Raw genomic sequence first — 23,810 nt, 5'->3', positions numbered from 1 at the left:
ACTCAAGTACAGCCTACGGCTAGCTTCCTAGTTTGCTCTTTGATTTTCATTGAGCATAAATCATTCAATGTAAATAAAAAAATTTCTTAACGAAAGATAGAGATAAATCGAAATCAGTAGATCGTATAAAGTGAAAAGGAAAGATTTCAATATGACAAGTTTAAAATTATTAAAAGAAAAAGCACCTTTGGTCATTTGTATCACCAATGATGTAGTAAAAAATTTCACAGCAAATGGATTAGTAGCACTGGGTGCATCACCAGCCATGAGTGAGTTTCCAGCAGATTTAGAGGATTTGTTAAAGTATGCTGGTGGTTTATTAATAAACATAGGAACATTGACAGATGAAAATTGGAAATTATACCAAGCTGCTCTGAAAATTGCAGAGAAATATAATGTCCCAGCAATTTTAGATCCTGTAGCTTGTGGAGCAGGATCTTATAGAAAAAAAGTATCCGAAGATTTAATAAATAATTACAAACTTGCAGCGATTAGAGGAAATGCTGGAGAGATTGCTTCTTTAGTGGGAATAAATGTGGCATCTAAAGGAGTAGATAGTGCAGGCGTAGATAATATTGACGAAATTGCTCTAGCAGCAAATAAGAAATTCAATATTCCTATAATAGTAACAGGTGAAGTGGATGCCATTGCGGTTAATGGAGAAGTGGTAACGATTCATAATGGTAGTGCCATGATGCCAAAAGTTATTGGGACAGGATGCTTATTAGGTGCTGTAGTAGCAAGCTTTATCGGACTTGAAAAAGGTCAAGAATTGAAATCATTAGAAACAGCAATGTTGGTTTACAATATCGCTGGAGAAATGGCAGAAAAACGTCCAAATGGGCATCTTCCTGGAACATTTAAAGTTGAATTTATAAATGCCTTATACGAGATTACAGACGAAGATGTAAAGGAATTCAAAAGAGTGAAGTAAAATGTTTCATAAAGAATTACTAAAACTATATTTTATTTGTGGAACGACTACTTGCCAAGGAAAAGATCTATATACGGTCGTTGAGGAAGCCTTAAAAGGTGGTATAACCTTATTTCAATTCCGTGAAAAAGGTGAGGGAGCCCTGAAAGGTATAGAAAAAGTCGAATTAGCAATAAAACTACAGGATCTTTGTAAAAAATATAATGTTCCATTTATCGTTAATGATGATATTGATTTGGCAATGGAAATTGACGCTGATGGCGTACATGTAGGACAGGATGACCTTGGAGTCGATGAAATTAGAAAATTGATGCCAGATAAAATAATTGGTCTTTCTATAAAAAACAAGGAAGAATTTCAACAATCAAAAGTTGAATATGTAGATTATGTTGGTGTTGGTCCTGTATTTGCTACCCAGTCAAAGGATGATGCTGGTAGTGCTATAGGTTATGAAGGTCTTAAATTGATGAGAAAACTATTGCCACAAATGCCCTTAGTTGCAATTGGTGGGATACAGACGCAACATATTAAAGACATTATGAAGGCTAATATGGATGGTGTTTCAATCATTTCAGCAATATCGTATGCAAAAAATATAGAAAAAACTGTTCGAGAAATGAGTGAACAATAGGTATCTATCCTTGGATTCTAAGTAAGTGGAAGTTTTCCTTTTCTAAAAAGATATGTCCAGATTTAGTTTAAATAGCTAATCTATCAAACAAGACATTTGGTTTTTGCAAAAAAAAGACTTGCTATCTTTGTGAGTGCAAGAGTGTGTTTCCCAGTTCAATTTCTTGAACTGAAAAAAATCGTTTGTTATAATATTTATATAATTAAATAATAAAGACATTTGGGGTGCTTTAGGCTGAGATGATACCCATTGAACCTGATACAGTTAAGACTGGCGAAGGGAAATGTGAAATGGTTTTGTATTTATAGAAACTAACCATCTAATCTTGTAAGCTGAACTCTAATTCCTATCTGTAATTAGAGTTTTTTCTTTTACGAAACTGGATGAAGATGATACAAAGCATTTAGGTAGCTCACCTTGAATACCCCACTTTTCTTTAAAAAAGGAGTTTTTTATGTTGAAAAAATGGCAATTAAAAGATGTTATCTTACTTGCTTTCTTGTCTATCTTTTTTGGTGGCGTTTTTGTAGGATCTGGCTATCTGTTTGATATCCTCACTCTGATTTTAGCACCTCTTGGCTTGCAGGCCTTTGCCAATGAAATCCTTTTTGGTCTCTGGTGTATGGCTGCGCCCATTGCGGCCATCTTTGTTCCAAGAGTGGGAAGCGCAACGATTGGAGAAGTGCTGGCTGCGCTTGCTGAAGTCCTTTATGGTAGCCAATTCGGTCTAGGTGCCCTTTTGTCTGGCTTGGTTCAAGGTTTGGGAAGTGAACTTGGTTTTATCGTAACCAAGAATCGCTATGAAAGTTGGCTCTCTCTAACTGCCAATAGTATTGGGATTACGCTTGTTAGCTTTGTCTATGAATACATTAAATTAGGTTACTACGCCTTCTCCCTTCCTTTTGTCCTTTCCTTGCTTGTGGTGCGCTTTATTTCTGTCTTTTTCTTCTGTACCATCTTGGTTCGTGCCATTGTCAAACTTTATCATCAGTTTGCAGCTGGGGGCAAGGCATAGATGGGGCTGGAACTACGAGCGATTCAGTCCCCAATCTTCTCTGAGCCGCTTGATTTTACTTTTCATGCGCAAGCCTTTACCTTGTTAGTTGGGAGCAGTGGTTCAGGAAAATCGAGCCTCTTTCAAATAATCGCCCAAGTCAGTTCTCTTCCCTATAGTGGTCAAGTCCTGATAAATGGGAGCGAGGTCGGTCAGCTTTCTATCATCGAACGTGTCCAGACGGTTGGTATTCTCTTTCAAAATCCCAATCATCAATTTACCATGGAGAACTTGTTTGAGGAGCTGATTTTTACCTTGGAAAATATTGGGCATCCCGTTCAGGAAATTGATTCTAAAATAGCAGAGGTGGTTCAGCAATGTCGCTGCAAGGCAATCTTGCACCGTCCCATTCATCACTTATCAGGTGGGGAAAAGCAAAAGGCTGCTTTGGCTGTTATCTTTGCTATGAATCCTAGTGTCTATCTCTTGGATGAGCCCTTTGCTTCCATTGATCGCAAGAGTAGGATAGAGATATTGGAGATTCTAAAAGAATTGGCCTCTAATGAGAAGACAGTCATCCTGTGCGACCATGATTTAACGGACTATGAAGCCTATATCGACCATATGGTGGAGCTAAGAGAAGGCCAACTAAGGGAAGTGTTTCAAATCCCTACCTCTGAGATGACACAGGTTGCTTCAAAGGAAGTTGCTTCTAGCCCAGAACTATTCCATATGGATAGAACGACTTGTGAGCTGGATAAGCGTCCCCTCTTTTCGATTGCGGATTTTACATTCTACCAAGGAATTTCCTGTATCTTGGGTGATAATGGTGTAGGGAAATCAACCCTCTTTCGCTCCATTCTTCAATTTCAAAAGTATAAGGGGCGCATTACCTGGAAGGGAACAGTCCTGAAAAAGAAAAAGAGTTTGTATCGTGACCTGACGGGTGTTGTTCAAGAAGCTGAGAAGCAGTTTATCCGAGTCAGTCTGCGAGAGGAACTTCAATTAGATGGACCTGATTCTGAAAGAAATCAACGAATTTTCCAAGCTTTACGATATTTTGATCTGGAGCAGGCACTCGATAAGAGCCCCTATGAATTAAGTGGTGGCCAGCAAAAGATTCTTCAGCTCTTGACCATCTTGACCAGCAAGGCGTCTGTGATTTTGCTAGATGAACCTTTTGCTGGTTTGGATGATAGAGCCTGCCATTATTTTTGTCAGTGGATTGTGGAGGAGAGAAATCAAGGAAGAAGTTTTCTGATCATTAGCCATCGTTTGGATCCCTTGATTTCTGTGGTTGATTATTGGATTGAGATGACTAGTCAGGGTCTCAGTCATGTGAAAGAAGTGACAATTACCAAACCACTCACATCTCAGAGTAGCAATACCCAAAAGGAGGTGAGATAGTATGGTCAAAGTAGCAACCCAGACACCGATTATCAGTCTCTTTTTGCTGATTTTATCCTTGGAAACATCTTTCATTCCTTCGATTGCTCTGAATCTTTCGGTAGTCGCATTTTGTATTCTCTTTATGCTCTATTACCGTCGATTTAAAGTATTGGCTTGGATGCTTCTGCTTGCCATTTTGCCATCTTTGGCCAACTATTGGGCAGTTCAGTTACATGGGGATGCTTCGCAGGCAGTCATGCTTGGAACGAGGGCTTTTGTGACAGTTTGTATCGGCCTTGTCTTTGTTTCCTCTATTTCCCTAAAAGAGCTTCTCTTGTACTTGGCCCAAAAGGGGTTATCACGCTCTTGGGCCTATGCCTTGATTGTGGTATTTAATTCCTTCCCCCTTATTCAGCAAGAAATCAAGTCCCTCAAGGAAGCTTGCTTATTACGCGGTCAAGAACTGCATTTTTGGTCTCCCTTGATTTACAGCAAGGTTCTGATGACAGTCTTTAGGTGGCGCCATCTTTACCTGAGAGCCCTGTCGGCGCATGGATATGACGAACATGCACAGGTGGAGAATAGCTATCGGACTTTTTATATTCCTCAAAGGACAATATTCATCTACTTGCTTTTCTTTTTATTGCTTCAAACCAGTCTATTTTTATAAAGGAGTTATTATGGAATTTACAGATATTGCGATGGAATTATCCAAGGAAGCTTGGCAGGCTTCCTTTCATCACCCCTTTGTTTTACAGTTGCAAGAGGGTAATTTAGACCCGTCCATCTTTCGCTATTACTTGATTCAGGATGCCTACTATTTGAAGGCCTTCTCAGAAGCCTATCACCTCTTGGCTGATAAGACTTCAAACCAAGAGATGAAAAGACTCTTGAAACAAAATGCTCAGAGTTTAGTGGAGGGTGAGTTATTTATCCGCCAACAATTTTTCAAGGAATTGGAAATCAGCGATCAGGAAATGGAGCAACATCCAATCGCTCCAACTTGTTATCATTACATTTCGCACATTTATCGTCAATTTGCAGAGCCAAACTTAGCCATCGCTTTTGCAAGTTTGCTTCCTTGTCCTTGGTTATACCATGATATAGGCAAATCACTTAATCTTAAACCATCACCAAATCCTCTCTACCAACAATGGATTGAAACTTATATTACGGATGAGTTGGAGCAACAGATCAGAGAGGAAGAGGCTCTGGTCAATCAGCTCTATCGAGAAAGTGACGAGACAGACAAGAAAAAAATGCTAGATGCCTTCCACATCAGTGTTCATATGGAAGCTAAGTTTTGGGAAATGGCCTACCAACACCAGACATGGAAGAGCGATTTACAGTCTTTAGAAACAGGAGAAGAATAGAAATATGAGAAAGCACCAATTACAAGTTCACAAATTAACCATTTTATCCATGATGATTGCCCTTGATGTAGTCCTTACGCCTATCTTTCGGATTGAGGGAATGGCACCGATGTCCAGTGTAGTCAATATTCTAGCAGGAATCATGATGGGACCTGTTTATGCCTTGGTTATGGCTACAGTGACAGCCTTTATCCGTATGACGACTCAAGGAATTCCGCCTTTAGCTCTAACAGGAGCGACTTTTGGAGCCCTTCTAGCAGGTCTCTTTTATAAGTATGGTCGAAAATTTTACTTTTCTGCCTTGGGAGAAATTTTGGGAACAGGTATTATTGGTTCTATTGTTTCCTATCCTGTTATGGTACTCTTTACAGGATCGGCCGCTAAGCTTAGCTGGTTTATCTACACTCCTCGATTTTTCGGAGCAACCTTGATTGGTACAGCGATTTCCTTTATTGCCTTTCGATTTTTAATCAAGCAGGAATTCTTTAAAAAAGTTCAGGGATATTTCTTTGATGAAAGGATAGACTGATGCAGGCATTTACAAATCCTTTTCCTCTGGCAACGACTTCCCTCATTCACTGTATTACCAATGAGATTTCTTGTGAGATGCTAGCAAATGGGATTTTGGCTCTGGGATGTAAACCAGTTATGGCAGATGATCCCCGTGAGGTTCTTGATTTTACTAAGCAAAGCCAGGCACTCTTCATCAATTTGGGGCATTTGTCAGCTGAGAAGGAAAAAGCAATCCGTATGGCAGCTTCTTATGCAGATCAAGTTTGTCTTCCAATGGTAGTAGATGCAGTTGGCGTAACAGTTTCATCCATTCGTAAGAGCTTAGTTAAAGACCTTTTAGACTATAGACCTACGGTACTTAAAGGAAATATGTCGGAAATCCGAAGTCTTGTTGGCTTAAAACACCACGGCGTTGGGGTAGATGCGAGTGCTAAAGATCAAGAAACTGAGGATTTGCTTCAAGTCTTGAAAGACTGGTGTCAGATCTATCCAGGTATGTCATTCTTAGTCACAGGCCCTAAGGACCTCATCGTTTCGAAGAATCAGGTCGCTGTACTGGGAAATGGCTGTGCTGAATTAGACTGGATAACAGGGACAGGAGACTTGGTTGGAGCTTTAACAGCTGTTTTTCTCAGCCAAGGAAAGACTGCCTTTGAAGCTTCTTTCCTAGCGGTTTCTTATCTCAATATCTCCGCTGAGAGAATAGTTGTTCAAGGAATGGGATTGGAAGATTTTCGATACCAAGTACTCAATCAGCTTTCGCTCCTCAAAAGAGATGAAAATTGGCTAGATGCCATCAAAGGAGATGTTTATGAATAGAGAGGCGCTTAGACTGTATCTAGTAACCAATCGCTACCAAGATTCCTTGGAAAGCTTTCTTGAAAAGGTTGAGACGGCTTGCCGTTCAGGGGTTACTATAGTCCAATTGCGAGAAAAAAATCTTACAACCAATCAATATTATCAACTGGCAAAACAAGTCAAGGAAATAACAGATTCCTATCAGGTACCCTTGATAATCGATGATCGCTTGGATGTCTGTCTCGCAGTTGATGCTGCTGGTCTGCATATCGGAGACGATGAACTACCAGTTTCGGTTGCTCGACAAGTCTTGGGCCCTGACAAAATACTTGGTGTCACAGCTAAAACTGTAAAAAGAGCCCTCGAGGCAGAAGATGGAGGGGCGAATTACTTGGGGACAGGAGCCATTTTCCCGACTACGACCAAGGAAAATGCGCCTATCACCCTGATTTCAACCTTGAAGACAATTTGCCAAAGGGTCGCCATTCCAGTAGTTGCTATTGGCGGCTTGACATCAGAGAATATTGACCAACTTATCGGCACGGGTATAGCTGGTGTAGCTGTAGTGCGTGATTTGATGCAGGCAGAAGATATAGAGGCAAAAACGCAAGCCTTCTTAACAAAGTTGGATGACATTATTTTCTAATTAATACTCAATGAAAATCAAAGAGCAAACTAGGAAGCTAGTCGCAGGTTGCTCAAAGCACAGCTTTGAGGTTGCAGATAAAGTTGACGTGGTTTGAAGAAGTATAAAAACTCTCTAATTCCCTTAAAGTAGGAACTAGAGAGTTTTTTTAATCTTTAAAACTTGTATGGTTGACTGGGCCAGAACCATGGCCGAGTTGAGGAGCGTCTTGGATGGCCTTTGTGATAAAGGCCTTGGCCTTATCAACTGCCTGATAGAGGTTTTTCCCCTTGGCTAGTTCAGCAGTGATGACTGCAGCAAAGGTACATCCAGTACCATGTGTATGACAGGTTTGAATTCGTGGACTTTCCCAGACAAATTGCTCCTCCTTGGTAAAGAGGAAATCTTTGGCACCGCCTTCGAGATGCCCACCTTTAATAACAACAGACTGAGGACCAAATTCTTTTAAAATCAGGCGACCAGCACGCTGCATGTCTTCAGGATCATGGATTGAAAAACCAACAATCTCTTCTGCCTCAGGAAGATTGGGTGTAATAATAGTTGCAAGGGGAAGTAGGTTTGTTTTTAGGTAAGTTCTGGCACTGGTATCAATCAGAGTGTCTCCACTAGTAGCGACCATAACAGGGTCAAGAACATAGGGACAATCCAGCTCTTTAAGATAGGGCTGGATGATTTCCATAATTTCAGTAGTCGCCAACATGCCAGTTTTTACAGCCTGAGGCTTGATATCCGAAAAGACACTCTCCAATTGGGATTTCAACATTTGAGGAGAAACGTGCTCGATCAATTGAACGCCTCTGGTATTTTGAGCGACAAGACTGGTCACAACGGCCATTCCATAGACATCTCTAGCTTGGAATGACTTTAAATCAGCCATAATGCCAGCACCGCCACTAGGGTCAGTCCCTGCAATGGTCAAAGCAACGGGTAAATAAGTCATCTAAAACCTCCCAACCAACTGAAGTTTGTATTCTTAAGAACAAGCTGGTCCGTTTTAGAAAGGCAATAGAAGACTGCTAGCCCCCATTATCATTTCCACTTCCATCAGCTAGCATTACCTAGATTGAGTCAAAGGGTCTAACAGTCGTTAATCTCAGCTTTACGCACCCCTAGTGGTTGTTTTCTTTTTTTCTTTAGTATAGCATATTTTTATAGTTTATATAGTAAGATTTGACTGCAAATCCTTTATCAAATGGTTAAAATTCAATTTTTCAAAGAAAAGCTTAATTTCATAGTTGACAAATGTAGATTATAAGGGTATACTGATAATTGAAATTGACAAATGTAGATTTAGGAGGTGTGATTATGCAGATTTCAGATGCAGAATGGCAGGTCATGAAGATTATTTGGATGCAAGGAGAGCAGACTAGTACGGATTTGATAAGGGTTCTGGCGGAGCGGTTCGACTGGTCCAAGTCAACCATTCAAACTCTTTTGGCTCGTTTGGTTGAGAAAGAGTGTCTGACAAGGAAAAAAGAAGGCAAGTTCTTTGTTTATTCGGCGCTTTTAACTCTAGACCAAAGCCGAGACTTGCTTGTCCAAGATATCAAGGACAAGGTTTGTTCCCGTAGGATTAAGAACTTGTTGGCTGATTTGATTGCTGAATGTGATTTTACTCAGGCTGACTTGGAAGACTTGGAAGCTGTGATTTCTGAGAAGAAATCAAGCGCTGTAACAGAAGTAAAATGTAATTGTATGTAAAGGAGACGTCATGTTAAATAGTATTGTAACCATTATTTGTATTGCCCTTATCGCGTTTATCTTGTTTTGGTTTTTCAAAAAGCCTGAAAAATCTGGACAAAAGGCCCAGCAAAAAAACGGCTACCAAGAGATTCGAGTGGAGGTCATGGGGGGCTATACGCCTGAGTTGATTATCCTCAAGAAATCAGTGCCAGCCCGCATTGTCTTTGACCGCAAAGATCCTTCACCATGTTTGGATCAGATCGTATTTCCAGACTTTGGTGTACATGCGGATCTGCCAATGGGGGAAGAGTATGTAGTGGAAATCACGCCTGAGCAGGCTGGAGAGTATGGTTTCTCTTGTGGCATGAATATGATGCACGGTAAGATGATTGTAGAATAGGAGAATGATATGACTGAAATTGTAAAAGCAAGTCTTGAAAATGGTGTTCAAAAAATCCGTATCACGGCAGACAAAGGCTACCATCCAGCCCACATTCAACTGCAAAAAGGAGTTCCTGCTGAGATCACCTTTCACCGTTTGACACCTTCAAACTGTTATAAGGAAATTCTTTTTGAAGAAGAAGGCATCTTGGAACCAATCGGCGTAGATGAGGAGAAAGTCATTCGTTTTACACCTCAAGAATTAGGTCAACATGAATTTTCTTGTGGTATGAAGATGCAAAAGGGAAGTTATACAGTTGTTGAGAAGACTCGAAAATCTCTATCACTTTTACAGCGTTTTTGGATTACTAGTATCTTTACTGTGCCTCTTGTAATCCTCATGATTGGGATGTCGACAGGAGCAATTAGTCACCAAGTCATGCGTTGGGGCACCTTTTTAGCCACAACACCGATTATGCTAGTAGCAGGTGGTCCTTATATCCAAAGTGCTTGGGCTAGTTTTAAAAAGCACAATGCCAACATGGATACCTTGGTTGCTCTGGGAACCCTAGTGGCCTATTTCTATAGCTTAGTTGCCTTCTTCGCTGGTCTCCCCGTTTACTTTGAAAGTGCTGCCTTTATCTTCTTCTTCGTTCTTATGGGAGCCGTTTTTGAGGAGAAAATGCGGAAAAATACTTCCCAAGCTGTGGAGAAATTACTTGACTTGCAGGCTAAAACTGCAGAAGTCTTGCGTGAGGATAACTATGTTCAAGTCCCTTTGGAGCAAGTCAAGGTAGGTGACCTGATTCGAGTGCGTCCCGGTGAAAAGATTGCGGTTGATGGTGTCGTAGTAGAAGGTATCTCTAGTATTGATGAGTCTATGGTGACAGGTGAGAGTCTGCCTGTGGACAAGACAGTTGGAGATACCGTCATTGGTTCAACCATCAATAATAGTGGAACACTTGTTTTTAGAGCAGAAAAAGTTGGTTCAGAGACTGTTTTGGCTCAGATTGTGGATTTTGTGAAGAAAGCTCAGACAAGTCGTGCGCCGATTCAGGACTTGACGGATAAAATTTCAGGGATTTTTGTCCCAGCCGTTGTCATTTTAGGGATTGTGACCTTTTGGGTTTGGTTCGTCTTGCTCAGGGATAGTGTAGTTGTGCTTGGAGCGAGCTTTGTGTCTTCGCTTCTCTATGGAGTAGCAGTTCTGATTATTGCCTGCCCTTGTGCCTTGGGACTTGCAACACCGACAGCCCTTATGGTGGGGACAGGTCGCAGTGCCAAGATGGGAGTTCTCCTCAAAAATGGAACGGTTCTACAGGAAATCCAGAAAGTCCAAACCATTGTCTTTGATAAAACAGGGACTTTGACTGAAGGGAAACCTGTGGTCACAGATATCATCGGCGACGAAGTAGAAGTGCTTGGATTGGCAGCTTCCTTGGAAGAAGCTTCTCAACACCCACTGGCTGAAGCCGTTGTGAAACGAGCGAGTGAAGCTGGACTTGAGCTTCAAACTGTTGAAAATTTCCAAGCCTTGCACGGAAAAGGTGTTTCAGGGCAAATCAATGGAAAACAAGTTTTGCTTGGAAATGCTAAAATGCTGGATGGCATGGATATTTCTAGCATTTATCAAGAAAAACTAGAACAACTAGAAAAAGAAGCTAAGACAGTTGTGTTCTTGGCTGTTGACAATGAAATCAAAGGCTTGCTTGCTCTGCAAGATATTCCTAAGGAAAATGCTAAGCTTGCCATCAGTCAGTTGAAAAAACGAGGTCTTAAAACAGTCATGCTGACAGGAGACAATGCAGGTGTGGCGCGTGCTATTGCCGAGCAGATCGGAATCGAAGAGGTCATTGCAGGTGTCTTACCAGAAGAAAAAGCCCATGAAATTCATAAACTACAAGCGACTGGGAAAGTAGCCTTTGTTGGTGATGGTATCAATGATGCTCCTGCCCTCAGTGTAGCGGATGTGGGAATTGCTATGGGAGCTGGAACAGATATTGCCATCGAATCAGCAGATTTGGTGTTGACAACCAATAATCTCTTAGGCGTGGTGCGTGCCTTTGACATGAGTAAGAAAACCTTTAATCGTATTCTGCTCAATCTTTTCTGGGCCTTTATCTACAATGTCGCCGGAATTCCGATTGCAGCAGGAGTCTTTTCAGGTGTTGGACTGGCCCTCAATCCAGAACTGGCAGGTCTAGCTATGGCCTTTAGTTCTGTATCCGTTCTGACTAGTTCACTCTTACTAAACTTTAGTAAAATAGACTAAAAGCGGGCTTGCTCGCTTTTTTATTATAAAACAGAAACTAAAAATGTTTTCAAACTGTACTGTAATAGAGAATAAAAACTTCTGAGCAGATTCTTAGTAAAGTCAAAATAAATGTGATAAATTAGTAGTGTAAAAATTTACTGAAACGTTTTCAAAAACTATATGAAACCTTTTTTAGTAGATTTAAAAATATTTGAAGGAGAGTTATCATTATGACTCAAGGGAAAATTACTGCATCTGCAGCAATGCTTAATGTATTGAAAACATGGGGCGTAGACACAATCTACGGTATCCCATCAGGAACACTCAGCTCATTGATGGACGCTTTGGCTGAAGACAAAGATATCCGCTTCTTGCAAGTTCGCCACGAAGAAACAGGTGCTCTTGCAGCGGTTATGCAAGCTAAATTCGGCGGCTCAATCGGGGTTGCAGTTGGTTCAGGTGGTCCAGGTGCGACTCACTTGATTAACGGTGTTTACGATGCAGCTATGGATAACACTCCATTCCTAGCAATCCTTGGATCACGTCCAGTTAACGAACTCAACATGGATGCTTTCCAAGAATTGAACCAAAACCCAATGTACAATGGTATCGCTGTATATAACAAACGTGTAGCTTACGCTGAGCAATTGCCAAAAGTTATTGACGAAGCTTGCCGTGCTGCAGTTTCTAAAAAAGGTCCAGCTGTTGTTGAAATCCCAGTAAACTTCGGTTTCCAAGAAATCGACGAAAACTCATACTATGGATCAGGTTCATACGAGCGTTCATTCATCGCTCCTGCTTTGAACGAAGTTGAAATCGATAAAGCTGTTGAAATCTTGAACAATGCTGAACGTCCAGTTATCTATGCTGGTTACGGTGGTGTTAAAGCTGGTGAAGTGATTACTGAATTGTCACGTAAAATCAAAGCACCAATCATCACAACTGGTAAAAACTTTGAAGCTTTCGAATGGAACTATGAAGGTTTGACAGGTTCTGCTTACCGTGTTGGTTGGAAACCAGCCAACGAAGTTGTCTTTGAAGCAGACACAGTTCTTTTCCTTGGTTCAAACTTCCCATTTGCTGAAGTTTACGAAGCATTCAAGAATACTGAAAAATTCATCCAAGTGGATATCGACCCTTACAAACTTGGTAAACGTCATGCCCTAGACGCTTCAATCCTTGGTGATGCAGGTCAAGCAGCGAAAGCAATCCTTGACAAAGTGAACCCAGTTGAATCTACTCCATGGTGGCGTGCAAACGTTAAGAATAACCAAAACTGGCGTGATTACATGAACAAACTCGAAGGTAAAACTGAGGGTGAATTGCAATTGTATCAAGTTTACAATGCAATCAACAAACATGCTGATCAAGACGCTATCTATTCAATCGACGTAGGTGACACTACTCAAACATCTACTCGTCACCTTCACATGACACCTAAGAACATGTGGCGTACATCTCCACTCTTTGCGACAATGGGTATTGCCCTTCCTGGTGGTATCGCTGCTAAGAAAGACAATCCAAATCGCCAAGTATGGAACATCATGGGTGACGGTGCATTCAACATGTGCTACCCAGACGTTATCACAAACGTTCAATACGACCTTCCAGTTATCAACGTTGTCTTCTCAAATGGTAAATATGCCTTCATCAAGGACAAATATGAAGACACAAACAAACATTTGTTTGGTTGTGACTTCTCTAATGCTGACTATGCGAAAATCGCTGAAGCTCAAGGAGCTGTTGGATTTACAGTTGACCGTATCGAAGACATCGATGCAGTTGTTGCAGAAGCTGTTAAACTCAACAAAGAAGGTAAAACTGTTGTTATCGATGCTCGCATCACTCCACACCGTCCACTTCCAGTAGAAGTACTTGAATTGGATCCAAAACTTCACTCAGAAGAAGCAATCAAAGCCTTCAAGGAAAAATACGAAGCAGAAGAACTCGTACCATTCCGTCTCTTCTTGGAAGAAGAAGGGTTGCAATCACGCGCAATTAAATAATTTCTCTCGTCGAAAATCAAATGTAAACTGCGTTATCTTCACCTTGCCGTAGGTATATGACACTGACTCCGTCAGTTCTATCCACAACCTCAAAACAGTGTTTTGAGCAACCTGCGGTTCGATGCCTTGTTTATTCTTTGATTTTCATAGAGAGAAACTTGAAAAGATCGGAGCAATCCGGTCTTTTTGTGGAGAATAGTAAATGAATTTAAATCAATTAGATATTATCGTTTCAGATGTTCCCCAAGTCTGTGCTGACTTGGAGCGTATTTTGGATAAAAAATCCGATTATGTTGATGACAGTTTTGCTCAATTTACGATTGGCAGTCACTGTCTGATGTTGTCCCAAAATCATTTGATTCCTTTGGAAGATTTTCAGTCAGGAATCATTATTCATATCGAGGTTGAAGATGTAGACCAGAACTACAAAAGGTTGAACGAGCTTGGTATCCAGGTTTTAAACGGTCCAACTGTAACCGATTGGGGAACAGAGTCCTTATTAGTTAAAGGGCCTGCTGGTCTAGTGATTGATTTTTATCGTATGAAGTAGGTAATTCTATTATCAAATTTTTTATCTAAACATTCTTGGAGTGAAACTTAAAAAGATCGGAGCAATTCGATCTTTTTTGTATTTATGCGACTTTCAGTCCGTCTCGCTCCGTTAGGTGCGAGACAAAAAACCACCCGTTTTCACGGGTGGTTATGATTTCTACACTTATTGTTTGGCTTCCTGTTTTAATTGTTGCACCTGTTCCTCGTACTGGACAAGCTCCCTGTCTTTTATATTGATAGTCGCTTCTGCTTCAGCAATGCGGCTTCTCAGATCTTGAGTCTTGTTATGGTGATAGCTAATACCAATAGCACTACCAGCAATGATCCCGATTACTAGACAAGTAAAAATCACCAAAATCAAGGGAGCAGATAGTTGTGTAAAGACAAGACTGACAGTTACTGTTTGACGATTGAGTAGACCAAATGAGATCACAATGACTAATAAGCTCAAACCGCCAATTAGATAAGCCTTATCTTTCAGTGACAATTCATTAAATTTTTTTAGCATAAGTTCCTTTTCTCCTGACTATGTTGATAGAAAACTACACACCATTTAGGTATTAACAAAATTCATTTTACTAGAAAATTTCGATACTGTCAATAATTTCTAACGGCTTATTTACCATCAATCAATCGATTCATTGAAAAGGAGTATTCATTTTCTAATATTTGATTGAGTAAACAGAACGGAGCAATTCGGTCTTTTTTCTGTTCCCTCTTTCTTATAACAAGATTGTGATAGTTTATATCTTTATAACAAAAGTTTTAAAGACTTGATTGTTTTGAAAGAATATTTTAAAATAAGATTCAGTAAAAATGAAAGAGGTTTTGAAAATGTCTGAAAAACAAATGAAAATTTTAGGTTGGGTAGCGACCTTTATGTCTGTTATGATGTATGTGTCTTACTTCCCACAAATCATGAACAATCTGGCTGGTCAAAAAGGAAATTTCATCCAGCCCTTGGTTGCTGCCATCAACTGTAGTCTCTGGGTTTACTACGGTCTTTTCAAAAAAGAAAGAGATATCCCCCTTGCAGCAGCTAATGCACCAGGTATTATTTTTGGCCTAGTGACGGTTATTACAGCTTTGATTTAAAAGGAACAGAGGAGACTAGTTTTCAGTCTTCTTTTTTGTTTCAGGGGAGGCTATTTACTTTTTCTAGAGGATAATTTTTTAAAAAACAATCTGATAAACTTAAATAGTAGAATAGTATCAGTATGTCACAGTATTTTATAAGAAAAGGTTTACAGAATAAGTTATAATATAAGTAAATGAACAAGCAAATAAGAAAGTGAGTAGAGTTATGACCGAAAAACTGACTTTTCCGGATGGTTTCTTGTGGGGCGGAGCGACAGCTGCCAACCAGTGTGAGGGTGCTTATAATTTAGAAGGTCGTGGATTGGCGAATGTGGATGTCGTCCCCATCGGTCCAGATCGTGAAGCCATTATCACAGGTCAGAAAAAGATGTTTTCGTTTGAGGAGGGCTATTTTTACCCAGCCAAGCAAGCTATTGATATGTACCATCATTACAAGGAAGATATTGCCCTTTTTGCGGAAATGGGCTTTAAGACTTATCGTCTATCCATTGCTTGGACTCGGATTTTTCCTAAGGGCGACGAAACAGTGCCAAATGAAGCTGGTCTAGCCTTTTATGAGGATTTATTTAAGGAGTGCCACAAGTATGGTATCCAACCTCTGGTGACTATCACTCATTTCGACTGTCCTATGCACTTGATTACAGAGTACGGTGGTTGGCGCAATCGTCGGATGTTAGACTTCTATGAAAAACTTTGTCGCACACTCTTTACCCGCTATAAGGGTTTGGTCAAATATTGGCTTACCTTCAACGAAATCAACATGATTCTCCATGCCCCCTTTATGGGAGCTGGGCTCTGTTTTGAAGAAGGAGAAAATCAAGAACTGGTTAAATATCAGGCTGCACACTATGAGTTGGTAGCTTCAGCTCTTGCGACAAAGATTGCCCACGAAATTGACCCAGAAAATAAGGTGGGATGTATGTTGGCTGCAGGGCAATACTATCCTAACACAGCCCATCCAAGAGACTACTGGGCAGCCATGGAGGAAGACCGCAAGAGTTACTTCTTCATTGATGTTCAAGCGCGTGGGGAATACCCAAACTACGCCAAGAAGCAGTGGGAGCGTGAGCGAATCGAGATTCAAATGACTGCAGAAGATTTAGAGTTGTTGAAGGACAATACTGTTGACTTTGTTTCCTTCTCTTACTATGCAAGTCTAGTAGCCTCAGGTGATCCAGAAGTTAAAGAATTAACTGCTGGAAATATCTTTGCCTCTCTCAAAAATCCTTATCTTGAATCCTCAGAATGGGGATGGCAGATTGACCCACTTGGTCTTCGTATCACCCTCAATGCTATCTGGGATCGTTACCAAAAGCCAATGTTCATCGTGGAAAACGGTCTAGGTGCTATGGATACACCGGATGAGAATGGTCATGTAGCAGATGACTATCGGATTGCTTACTTAGAGGCTCATATCAAGGCCATGCGAGATGCCATTTACCAAGATGGCGTTGACTTGCTTGGTTATACGACTTGGGGCTGTATCGATCTGGTTTCAGCTGGAACAGGCGAAATGAACAAGCGCTATGGCTTTATCTATGTAGATCGAGATAATGCTGGTCATGGAAGCCTCAAACGTAGCAAGAAGAAATCCTTCTACTGGTACAAGGATGTCATTGCCAGCAATGGTGCAAGCATTGAGTAGAGCACATTTGTTCACTATTTTTATAAAATCTTCTCCCTACTTTATAATATGTGAAAAAGAGTTCAATTAGATGGAGCTTTTTGCTATAATGAGGGGAGAAAAATCAGACAGGAGATCGACATGTCAGAACCATTATTTTTACAATCAGTTATGCAAGAAAAAATCTGGGGTGGAACCAAGCTACGTGATGAGTTTGGTTACGACATCCCAAGTGAAAAAATCGGAGAATATTGGGCCATCTCAGCCCATCCAAATGGAGTCTCTAAAGTTGCCAATGGACGCTACCAGGGAACAGACCTCGCTACTTTGTATGCGGAACATCGTGAATTGTTTGGCAATCGTCCTGAGCCTGTATTTCCACTTTTGACTAAGATTCTGGATGCCAACGACTGGCTCAGTGTCCAAGTTCACCCAGACGATGCCTATGGACTAGAGCATGAAGGTGAACTTGGAAAAACAGAATGCTGGTACATTATCGCAGCGGATGAAGGTTCAGAAATTATCTATGGTCACAATGCCAAGTCAAAAGAAGAACTCCGCCAGCAAATCGAGGACAAGAACTGGGATGCCTTGTTGACAAAAGTTCCTGTAAAGGCTGGAGATTTCTTCTATGTACCAAGTGGCACCATGCACGCTATCGGAGCAGGAATTTTGATTCTTGAAACTCAGCAATCTAGCGATACCACTTACCGTGTCTATGACTTTGACCGTAAGGATGATAATGGCAACTTGCGTGAACTTCACCTTGAAAAATCTATCGATGTCTTGAATATTGGCGAGCCTGCCAATAGCCGTCCTGTAACTATCAAAGCAGATGATTTACGTTCCACTCTCCTTGTATCCAATGATTTCTTTGCAGTTTACAAGTGGGAAATTACTGGAAAAGTTGACTTCGAAAAGACAGCTGACTACAGCTTATTCAGTGTCTTGGCTGGTCAAGGTCAACTAACTGTTGACGGGAAAAATTATCCAATCCAAAAAGGTAGCCACTTTATCCTACCAAGTGATGTTGAAGCTTGGACATTGGAAGGGCAAGGTCTGGAATTGATTGTTAGCCATCCATAAAAAAGAAAGGGCCTGAGTTTACTACTCAAGTCCTTTTTGATTACATAAATTGGGCGATGAAGACCACGATGATGATGATTGGAATGATGAAACGAAGAAGGAAGAGCCAGACTTGGAACAGTCCCTGTTTCCATGCTGTTTCATCAAGATGGAGTTCCTCCATTGCAAGAGCCTTTTTAAAGATATAGCCTGTAAAAAGTGAAAGGCAGAGAGCTCCAAATGGCATAAGGAGATTGGAAACCAAGAAGTCCATAGCATCAAAGAAGGTCTTCCCAAAAATATGAACATCTGCCATAATACTGTAAGATAGGGCTGAAGGGATTCCAAAGACAAAGGTCAAAATTCCTAAAATAACACTCCATTTGGCACGCTTGCTGTTGTCCTGATTGGTGATATTGCCTACATTGATTTCCAACATAACGACAGAAGAAGTGACCGTCGCAAAGAGGAAGAGCATGAGGAAGAGGATGTAGAAAATGGTTCCAAAAGGCATCTTGTCAAAGAGCTGAGGCAAGACGATAAAGAGCAGGCTCGGTCCCCCTTCAGATTGGATATTGAAGGCTGACATGGCTGGGAAAATGGCTAGACCTGCCATGATGGACACCGAGATGTTCATTGCTACAATAGAAATTCCTGACTGGACTAGATTGGTTTTCTGATCCAAATAAGAAGCATATGTCAGCATGGCTGTAACCCCTAGTGAAAGGGCAAAGAAAGATTGTCCCAGAGCATAGAGGAGACCAGCACTGGTCAGTTTTGAAAAGTCTGGTTTGAGGAAGTAAAGAACCCCTTCCATGGCATTTGGCAAACTGAGAGAACGACCGATGATGACGACAAAGATGATAAAGAGCAGGGGCATCATGACTTTCGATGCTCTTTCAATCCCTTTTTGAACCCCACGTGATACAATAAAGATATTCAATAAGATAAAGGCCGCTTGAGCTCCTAGGGCAATGGCTGGATTTGAAATGATTGAAGTAAATAATTGAGCATAATCACCAGTTCCGCTAAGTTGGAACAATTTTCCAAACTCAATGCCTAGATAGACTAAAATCCATCCTCCAATAACACTGTAGAAAGATAAGAGGATAAAGAGGGCGAAGGCACCAATCCAACCGATAAAGTTGTACTTGCTATTCTTGCCGAGTTTTCCAAAGGTTTTGATTGCTGAGACACCAGCACTTCGGCCGAGAGCAAATTCAGCCAGCAAAAGGGGGAAACCAATTAAAATAGTGGAAATGAGAAAGACAAGTAAAAAGCCTCCTCCACCATTAGCAGCAGTCATGTAGGGGAATTTCCAAACGGCACCAAGTCCGATGGCTGAACCAGCAGATGCTAGGATAAAGCCCAGTTTAGAACCCCATTGCGATTTTTCAGACATAGTTAAACTCCTAAAATTAGTATTACAAAAGAAAAAGCTACTGCCCTTGGCAAATAGCCTCATCAGTACTCAAAATGAGCCTTTCTTTTGATTGATAGACTTGACTATCCTATCATGTTTTCTAAGGTCTGTCAAGAAAACCATTTTCATGTTATGATAAAGTAAAAAATTTCGCAAAAACGCTTGACTCTGACCTAGGGGGAGGGGTTATACTATCAATGTAATACTCTTCGAAAATCAAATTCAAACCACGTCAGCGTCGCCTTACCGTACTCAAGTACAGCCTGCGGCTAGCTTCCTAGTTTGCTCTTTGATTTTCATTGAGTATAAGGAGGAAATCATGTACCATATAAAAGAAGCTGCGCAGCTTTCGGGCGTCTCTGTCAAGACCCTACACCACTACGATAAGATAGGACTTTTGGTTCCTTTAAAGTCGGAAAATGGCTATCGAACATACAGCCAAGAGGATTTGGAACGCCTACAGGTCATTCTTTACTACAAATATCTAGGTTTTTCTTTAGAAAAAATAGCAGAGCTGTTAAAGGAAGATAGATCAGATTTATTGCCTCACTTGACTAGACAGTTGGACTATTTGACTCGAGAAAGGGAACATCTGGATACCTTGATTTCAACCTTGCAAAAAACCATTCAAGAACAAAAAGGAGAAAGAGAAATGAGCATTCAAGAGAAATTTGCTGGATTTAACTACCAAGACCATCAAAAATACCACCAAGAGGCTGTAGAGAAATATGGACAAGAAGTCATGGACCAAGCGCTCGAGCGCCAAAAAGGTCACGAAGATGAGGCTACGGCTGCCTTCAACCAAGTCTTTCAAGCATTGGCACACAATCTTCAAGCTGGACTTCCTGTAACAGCAACAGAAAATCAAGAAGAAGCAGCCAAACTCTTGCAAGCCATACGTACTTATGGATTTGACTGCTCCATTGAAGTCTTCGGTCATATCGGTAAAGGCTACGTCTATAACCCAGAGTTTAAGGAAAACATTGACAAATTTGGACCTGGAACAGCCCAGTACACATCAGATGTGATTGCCTATTATGTCCAAACTCAGACAAAATAAAATCGGAGGAGCATTCTTCCGATTTTTACTAAATTCAAGCACTACTTGCTTAATAATTTTTCTACTACATTTAGTTTTCGCATGGTCAAATCTACATTAAAAAGCTTTTCAAGATAGTTGGTACTGAGCTTTTTTCGTTTTGCAGTTCTAGGGAGATAGAGGTAAAGACAATGGTTACCGATACAAATTTCTTCTTCACCGTAATCAATTTTCAATTTTTCTAAAGGGAGACTTTGAATAGATTCTTGATAAAAAATCACATGTATACGGTCATAAAGATAGTGTTCTCCAAACGGGTTTTCTTGGACAATTTTTTTAAAATCACTTTTGTTCTTGATAACCATTTTTAAGTCGGCCCCAATTTTTTCCTTTATCAGAGTATGAACACATTCTCGTATTTCTTCTAAATCTAAATCACTTTCAAGAATGATATTCCCACTTTGAATATAGGTTCGAACTTGTTGAAAACCGGCTTCTGTTAAGATATCTACTAGATAAGACATTTTAGGGATAGCATTTTTTCCATTAGGAGTAACTCCCCTTAACAAGATAATATGTTCCAAAGGACTTCCTTTCTTTTGGGGCTGATTGTTCCGTTTAGTAATGTATATTTAGATTGGGTTTGATCCCGCCACCCAGCCGGTGCAGAGGGCAGAAGTGATGTTAAAGCCACCCGTGTGGGCATTGATATCCAGTACCTCGCCAGCAAAGTGGAGTCCAGGTACCAGCTTACTTTCTAGAGTTTTGGGATTGATTTCCTTGAGACTGACGCCCCCTTTGGTAACAAATGACTTGGCAAGAGACATTTTACCAGTTACAGGAATTTTAAGTCCCTTGATAGACTGGAGAAGTTGTTCTCGTTCCTTTTCAGTCAGTTGTTTGACTTTTTCTGGATAGCCTTGCACAAAAAATTCAGCCAAGCGTTCTGGAAGCAAAGTTTTTAAAGCATTTTTCAAGGATTTTTCACGGTTTTTTTCGAGAAATGCAACCAAGTTCTTCTCAGAAAGTTGAGGTAGAACATCCAGTGAGAGAATCTCCTCACCCTTGACAAAACTTGACATACGCAGAGCAGCAGGACCTGACAAACCAAAGTGGGTAAAGAGTAAATCATGAGTGATGACATGCTTACCATAACTTAGGGTCACATCTTCCAGAGAAATCCCCTGTAAGACTTTATGTGGAAAATCTGTCAATAAAGGACTTTCAGCGGCTTCAAGTTCGGTAATGGTATGTTTGAAATGGCGGGCAATCTCGTGACCAAAACCAGTCGAACCAGTAGAAGGATAGGATTTACCACCAGTTGTGACAATGAGTTTATCGCAAGTGAAGGTTTGATTAGCTGATTTAAGGACAAACTGATCATCTACTTTTTTAACAGAAACGATCTCTGTTTGAGTAGCAACTTGCCCACCGAGCTCAGTAATTTTCTTCTCCAAGGCTTCAATAATGGTAAGAGACTTGTCACTAGCTGGAAAGACGCGGCCGTGGTCTTCGACCTTAAGTTTAACCCCATTTTCCGTAAAAAAGTTAATGATATCATGGTTATCAAATTGGGAGAAGACACTGTAAAGAAAGCGTCCATTTCCAGGGATTCCAGCTAGTAGGTCATCTAGAGTTCCATTGTTGGTGACATTACAACGTCCCCCACCAGTCCCAGCTAATTTTTTTCCAAGTTTCCGATTTTTTTCGATGAGGAGGGTTTTCTGACCATAAAAGCTACTGGAAATTGTAGCCATCATGCCAGCAGGTCCTCCACCGATGACTATAGTATCAAAATGTTTCATAGCTCTATTGTACCACAAAAAAACAAGAGATGATGGTCACCTCTTGTTAAGAATGCAATTAATCAATTTCATATCCCATCAGCAAACCACCATCTTCTGCATAGAAACTGCAGAGACCAGAGGTTGGTAGAATTTTAATATCCGCCTGTGGGAAGGTTTCACGAATTCGCTCTGAAAGCTGTTGGCAACATTTCTCGTTATTGCGTTGAGCCATGACAATACGACCACCAGCATATCCAGCCTTGACTAACTCTTCATAGGCTGCCTGAATCGATTTCTTTGGTCCTCTTGCTTTTTGTAACAATTCAAGGGTTCCAGTTTCACTAGCTTCTCCGACCATACGGATATTTAGAAGGCCAACGACCGTACCGATAAGCTTGCTCAAACGGCCATTTTTCACCAAGTTATCGACTTTGGCTAGAACAAAGAGCAACTTGGTTTTTTCTTGATAGGCGGTGATAGCTTCAACCACTTCTTCAAAAGATAAGCCTTGGTCAATCAAATCATTCAATTTTTCTACGAGCAAGTCAACTTCCCCACCAGCAGACAAACTATCAATTACATGAATTTTAGTATCAGGATGGTCTTCAAGATAAATATTCTTTGCTAGTTGAGCACTATTGTGACTGCCAGAAAGAGTACCAGTGATGGTTACTAGGAAAATATTTTTGGCTCCTTCAAATGCTCGTAAATAATCATCTGGGCTTGGACAAGCTGATTTTGAAGCTTCTGCAGTTGCATACATGGTTTCCATCATTTGGTCAATGTCAAGATTGGCATCATCAACAAAGACCTGATCAGCTACTTGAATGGTTAAGGGGACACTTATAAAGGTCGTGTCAATAGCTGGTGTTGCCAGCTGACGATAATCACAACCAGAGTCAGCAATAATCTTCCAAGTCATAGAAATTCTCCATCTTTGTCAGTTATACATTGACAAAGGTTCTGTCTTTTTTTACAATTATATCATGAAAGCCCTTGAAACAAAAGCCTCATCCGTCTGTTGTGACAAGTAGAAAGAAAATGTTATGTCTGAACGTAGAATCTCTGAAAAGTCTCTTGAAAATCTCAGAAAATCAAACCAAGAATCCAATTTATTAACTAGAGAAGCCATCGAAACAGCCCTCTTGCAACTCTTGGAAAAAAAGGACTTGACCAAGATTAGTATTTCTGAATTGGTCAAACGTGCAGGCGTTTCGCGTGCGGCCTTTTATCGCAATTATGATTCCAAAGAGGAGATTTTAGAAAGCGTCTTTAAACGAACTGTCCACAATATTATGGAACAGTTGCATCATTATGATTTAAAGACAGACCTTTATCTGGTCTGGGTTCACCTTTTCCGAGAGGCCAGAAAGGAAGCCAGAGTGATTCAATTGGCCTTGGATTACCATCTGGAAAAAATCTTTGTCCAAGCCATGCAGGAATTTTTAGAAAAATACCATGGGAAATCAAAAGGTGTCAGCTCTTATCTTCATTCCTTTTGGAGCTCGGCCATCGTTTCTGTCCTTCTAAAATGGATCAAGGATGGCATGAAGGTACCAGCTGAAAAGATTGCAGATTTAGGTTTACCATTTTTTAAAAAATAGAGAAAAAGGAGAAGAG

General features: G+C 40.6%; 25 protein-coding genes and 2 riboswitches. Of the genes, 19 read left to right on the top strand and 6 right to left on the bottom strand.

Features of this window, described 5'->3' with window-relative positions; all coding sequences use genetic code 11:
* The first annotated feature begins 151 nt into the window (after window positions 1–151).
* The 9 genes from thiM (QMQ21_RS06250) (at window position 152) to thiE (QMQ21_RS06210) (ending at window position 7,278) form a co-directional block, all read left to right on the top strand.
* Window positions 152–934, top strand: coding sequence for a hydroxyethylthiazole kinase (thiM, locus tag QMQ21_RS06250; protein WP_261814102.1), 783 nt, complete (start codon window positions 152–154; stop codon window positions 932–934).
* A gap of 1 nt (window position 935) precedes the next feature.
* A complete protein-coding gene (thiE, locus tag QMQ21_RS06245; protein ID WP_261048110.1) occupies window positions 936–1,565 on the top strand; it encodes a thiamine phosphate synthase in 630 nt (209 codons plus the stop codon).
* A 210-nt stretch (window positions 1,566–1,775) separates the two neighbouring features.
* Window positions 1,776–1,864: riboswitch (TPP riboswitch) on the top strand.
* A gap of 155 nt (window positions 1,865–2,019) precedes the next feature.
* Entirely contained in the window at window positions 2,020–2,580 is a 561-nt protein-coding gene (locus QMQ21_RS06240; protein WP_000915275.1) for an ECF transporter S component, read from the top strand.
* A complete protein-coding gene (locus QMQ21_RS06235) occupies window positions 2,581–3,966 on the top strand; it encodes an ATP-binding cassette domain-containing protein (protein WP_261814101.1) in 1,386 nt (461 codons plus the stop codon). It begins immediately after the preceding gene.
* A 1-nt stretch (window position 3,967) separates the two neighbouring features.
* Window positions 3,968–4,618 carry an energy-coupling factor transporter transmembrane component T gene (locus QMQ21_RS06230; protein WP_261814100.1) on the top strand — a complete coding sequence of 217 codons (651 nt, stop codon included), beginning with the start codon at window positions 3,968–3,970 and terminating at the stop codon, window positions 4,616–4,618.
* Window positions 4,619–4,628: 10 nt separating this feature from the next.
* Window positions 4,629–5,321: a thiaminase II gene (tenA, locus tag QMQ21_RS06225; protein WP_247934505.1), complete on the top strand. Its 693-nt coding sequence runs from the start codon at window positions 4,629–4,631 to the stop codon at window positions 5,319–5,321.
* A gap of 4 nt (window positions 5,322–5,325) precedes the next feature.
* Window positions 5,326–5,850 carry an energy coupling factor transporter S component ThiW gene (thiW, locus tag QMQ21_RS06220; protein ID WP_125409352.1) on the top strand — a complete coding sequence of 175 codons (525 nt, stop codon included), beginning with the start codon at window positions 5,326–5,328 and terminating at the stop codon, window positions 5,848–5,850.
* Entirely contained in the window at window positions 5,850–6,653 is an 804-nt protein-coding gene (gene thiM, locus QMQ21_RS06215) for a hydroxyethylthiazole kinase (protein ID WP_247934504.1), read from the top strand. The genes thiW and thiM (QMQ21_RS06215) overlap by 1 nt, the downstream gene beginning before the upstream one ends.
* Window positions 6,646–7,278, top strand: coding sequence for a thiamine phosphate synthase (thiE, locus tag QMQ21_RS06210; protein ID WP_247934503.1), 633 nt, complete (start codon window positions 6,646–6,648; stop codon window positions 7,276–7,278). The genes thiM (QMQ21_RS06215) and thiE (QMQ21_RS06210) overlap by 8 nt, the downstream gene beginning before the upstream one ends.
* A 148-nt stretch (window positions 7,279–7,426) precedes the next feature.
* Here the strand turns inward: thiE (QMQ21_RS06210) and thiD are convergent, their stop codons facing one another.
* On the bottom strand, window positions 7,427–8,218 hold the full coding sequence (gene thiD, locus QMQ21_RS06205) for a bifunctional hydroxymethylpyrimidine kinase/phosphomethylpyrimidine kinase (RefSeq protein WP_247934502.1): 792 nt from the start codon (window positions 8,216–8,218) through the stop codon (window positions 7,427–7,429).
* An 83-nt stretch (window positions 8,219–8,301) separates the two neighbouring features.
* Window positions 8,302–8,399, bottom strand: a riboswitch (TPP riboswitch).
* 184 nt (window positions 8,400–8,583) lie between these two features.
* Here thiD and QMQ21_RS06200 point away from each other — a divergent pair.
* From QMQ21_RS06200 to QMQ21_RS06180, 5 genes are all read left to right on the top strand, one after another.
* Window positions 8,584–8,979, top strand: coding sequence for a CopY/TcrY family copper transport repressor (locus QMQ21_RS06200; protein WP_001167197.1), 396 nt, complete (start codon window positions 8,584–8,586; stop codon window positions 8,977–8,979).
* A gap of 10 nt (window positions 8,980–8,989) precedes the next feature.
* A complete protein-coding gene (locus tag QMQ21_RS06195) occupies window positions 8,990–9,361 on the top strand; it encodes a cupredoxin domain-containing protein (RefSeq protein ID WP_000935061.1) in 372 nt (123 codons plus the stop codon).
* 9 nt (window positions 9,362–9,370) lie between these two features.
* A complete protein-coding gene (locus QMQ21_RS06190; RefSeq protein WP_261814099.1) occupies window positions 9,371–11,614 on the top strand; it encodes a heavy metal translocating P-type ATPase in 2,244 nt (747 codons plus the stop codon).
* A gap of 212 nt (window positions 11,615–11,826) precedes the next feature.
* Window positions 11,827–13,602, top strand: a complete 1,776-nt coding sequence (spxB, locus tag QMQ21_RS06185; RefSeq protein WP_261814098.1) for a pyruvate oxidase — start codon at window positions 11,827–11,829, stop codon at window positions 13,600–13,602.
* 202 nt (window positions 13,603–13,804) lie between these two features.
* Window positions 13,805–14,152, top strand: coding sequence for a VOC family protein (locus QMQ21_RS06180; RefSeq protein ID WP_225742462.1), 348 nt, complete (start codon window positions 13,805–13,807; stop codon window positions 14,150–14,152).
* 165 nt (window positions 14,153–14,317) lie between these two features.
* Here QMQ21_RS06180 and QMQ21_RS06175 read toward each other — a convergent pair whose 3' ends face one another.
* Window positions 14,318–14,662 carry a lipopolysaccharide assembly protein LapA domain-containing protein gene (locus tag QMQ21_RS06175; RefSeq protein ID WP_000913393.1) on the bottom strand — a complete coding sequence of 115 codons (345 nt, stop codon included), beginning with the start codon at window positions 14,660–14,662 and terminating at the stop codon, window positions 14,318–14,320.
* A gap of 326 nt (window positions 14,663–14,988) precedes the next feature.
* On the opposite strand from QMQ21_RS06175, the gene QMQ21_RS06170 reads away from it, so the two are divergent.
* The 3 genes from QMQ21_RS06170 to manA all read left to right on the top strand — a co-directional run bounded on the left by QMQ21_RS06170 (window position 14,989) and on the right by manA (window position 17,962).
* Window positions 14,989–15,249 (top strand): SemiSWEET family transporter, encoded by a 261-nt coding sequence (locus QMQ21_RS06170; protein WP_001291472.1) that lies wholly within the window; start codon window positions 14,989–14,991, stop codon window positions 15,247–15,249.
* A 208-nt stretch (window positions 15,250–15,457) separates the two neighbouring features.
* A complete protein-coding gene (locus tag QMQ21_RS06165) occupies window positions 15,458–16,897 on the top strand; it encodes a 6-phospho-beta-glucosidase (protein WP_000136868.1) in 1,440 nt (479 codons plus the stop codon).
* Window positions 16,898–17,017: 120 nt separating this feature from the next.
* Window positions 17,018–17,962 (top strand): mannose-6-phosphate isomerase, class I, encoded by a 945-nt coding sequence (gene manA, locus QMQ21_RS06160; RefSeq protein WP_049516551.1) that lies wholly within the window; start codon window positions 17,018–17,020, stop codon window positions 17,960–17,962.
* Between the two features lie 40 nt (window positions 17,963–18,002).
* Here manA and QMQ21_RS06155 read toward each other — a convergent pair whose 3' ends face one another.
* A complete protein-coding gene (locus tag QMQ21_RS06155) occupies window positions 18,003–19,343 on the bottom strand; it encodes a sodium-dependent transporter (RefSeq protein WP_078238496.1) in 1,341 nt (446 codons plus the stop codon).
* A gap of 340 nt (window positions 19,344–19,683) precedes the next feature.
* On the opposite strand from QMQ21_RS06155, the gene QMQ21_RS06150 reads away from it, so the two are divergent.
* Entirely contained in the window at window positions 19,684–20,424 is a 741-nt protein-coding gene (locus QMQ21_RS06150) for a MerR family transcriptional regulator (protein WP_261814097.1), read from the top strand.
* A gap of 41 nt (window positions 20,425–20,465) precedes the next feature.
* On the opposite strand, the gene QMQ21_RS06145 is transcribed toward QMQ21_RS06150, so the two are convergent.
* Genes QMQ21_RS06145 through QMQ21_RS06135 form a run of 3 tightly spaced genes read right to left on the bottom strand, consistent with a single transcriptional unit; the run spans window position 20,466 to window position 23,112 of the window.
* Window positions 20,466–20,987 carry a DUF1697 domain-containing protein gene (locus tag QMQ21_RS06145; RefSeq protein ID WP_020903482.1) on the bottom strand — a complete coding sequence of 174 codons (522 nt, stop codon included), beginning with the start codon at window positions 20,985–20,987 and terminating at the stop codon, window positions 20,466–20,468.
* 48 nt (window positions 20,988–21,035) lie between these two features.
* Window positions 21,036–22,208: an aminoacetone oxidase gene (gene aao, locus QMQ21_RS06140; RefSeq protein ID WP_261814096.1), complete on the bottom strand. Its 1,173-nt coding sequence runs from the start codon at window positions 22,206–22,208 to the stop codon at window positions 21,036–21,038.
* A gap of 58 nt (window positions 22,209–22,266) precedes the next feature.
* The gene (locus QMQ21_RS06135; RefSeq protein ID WP_261035474.1) at window positions 22,267–23,112 is read right to left on the bottom strand and encodes a DegV family protein; all 846 of its coding nucleotides are present in this window, start codon (window positions 23,110–23,112) and stop codon (window positions 22,267–22,269) included.
* Window positions 23,113–23,236: 124 nt separating this feature from the next.
* Here QMQ21_RS06135 and QMQ21_RS06130 point away from each other — a divergent pair, with 124 nt between their 5' ends.
* Window positions 23,237–23,794, top strand: coding sequence for a TetR/AcrR family transcriptional regulator (locus tag QMQ21_RS06130; RefSeq protein ID WP_000004135.1), 558 nt, complete (start codon window positions 23,237–23,239; stop codon window positions 23,792–23,794).
* Window positions 23,795–23,810: the final 16 nt, after the last annotated feature.

The organism is Streptococcus bouchesdurhonensis (assembly GCF_948472335.1).
This window is presented reverse-complemented; position numbering and strand designations above follow the sequence as displayed.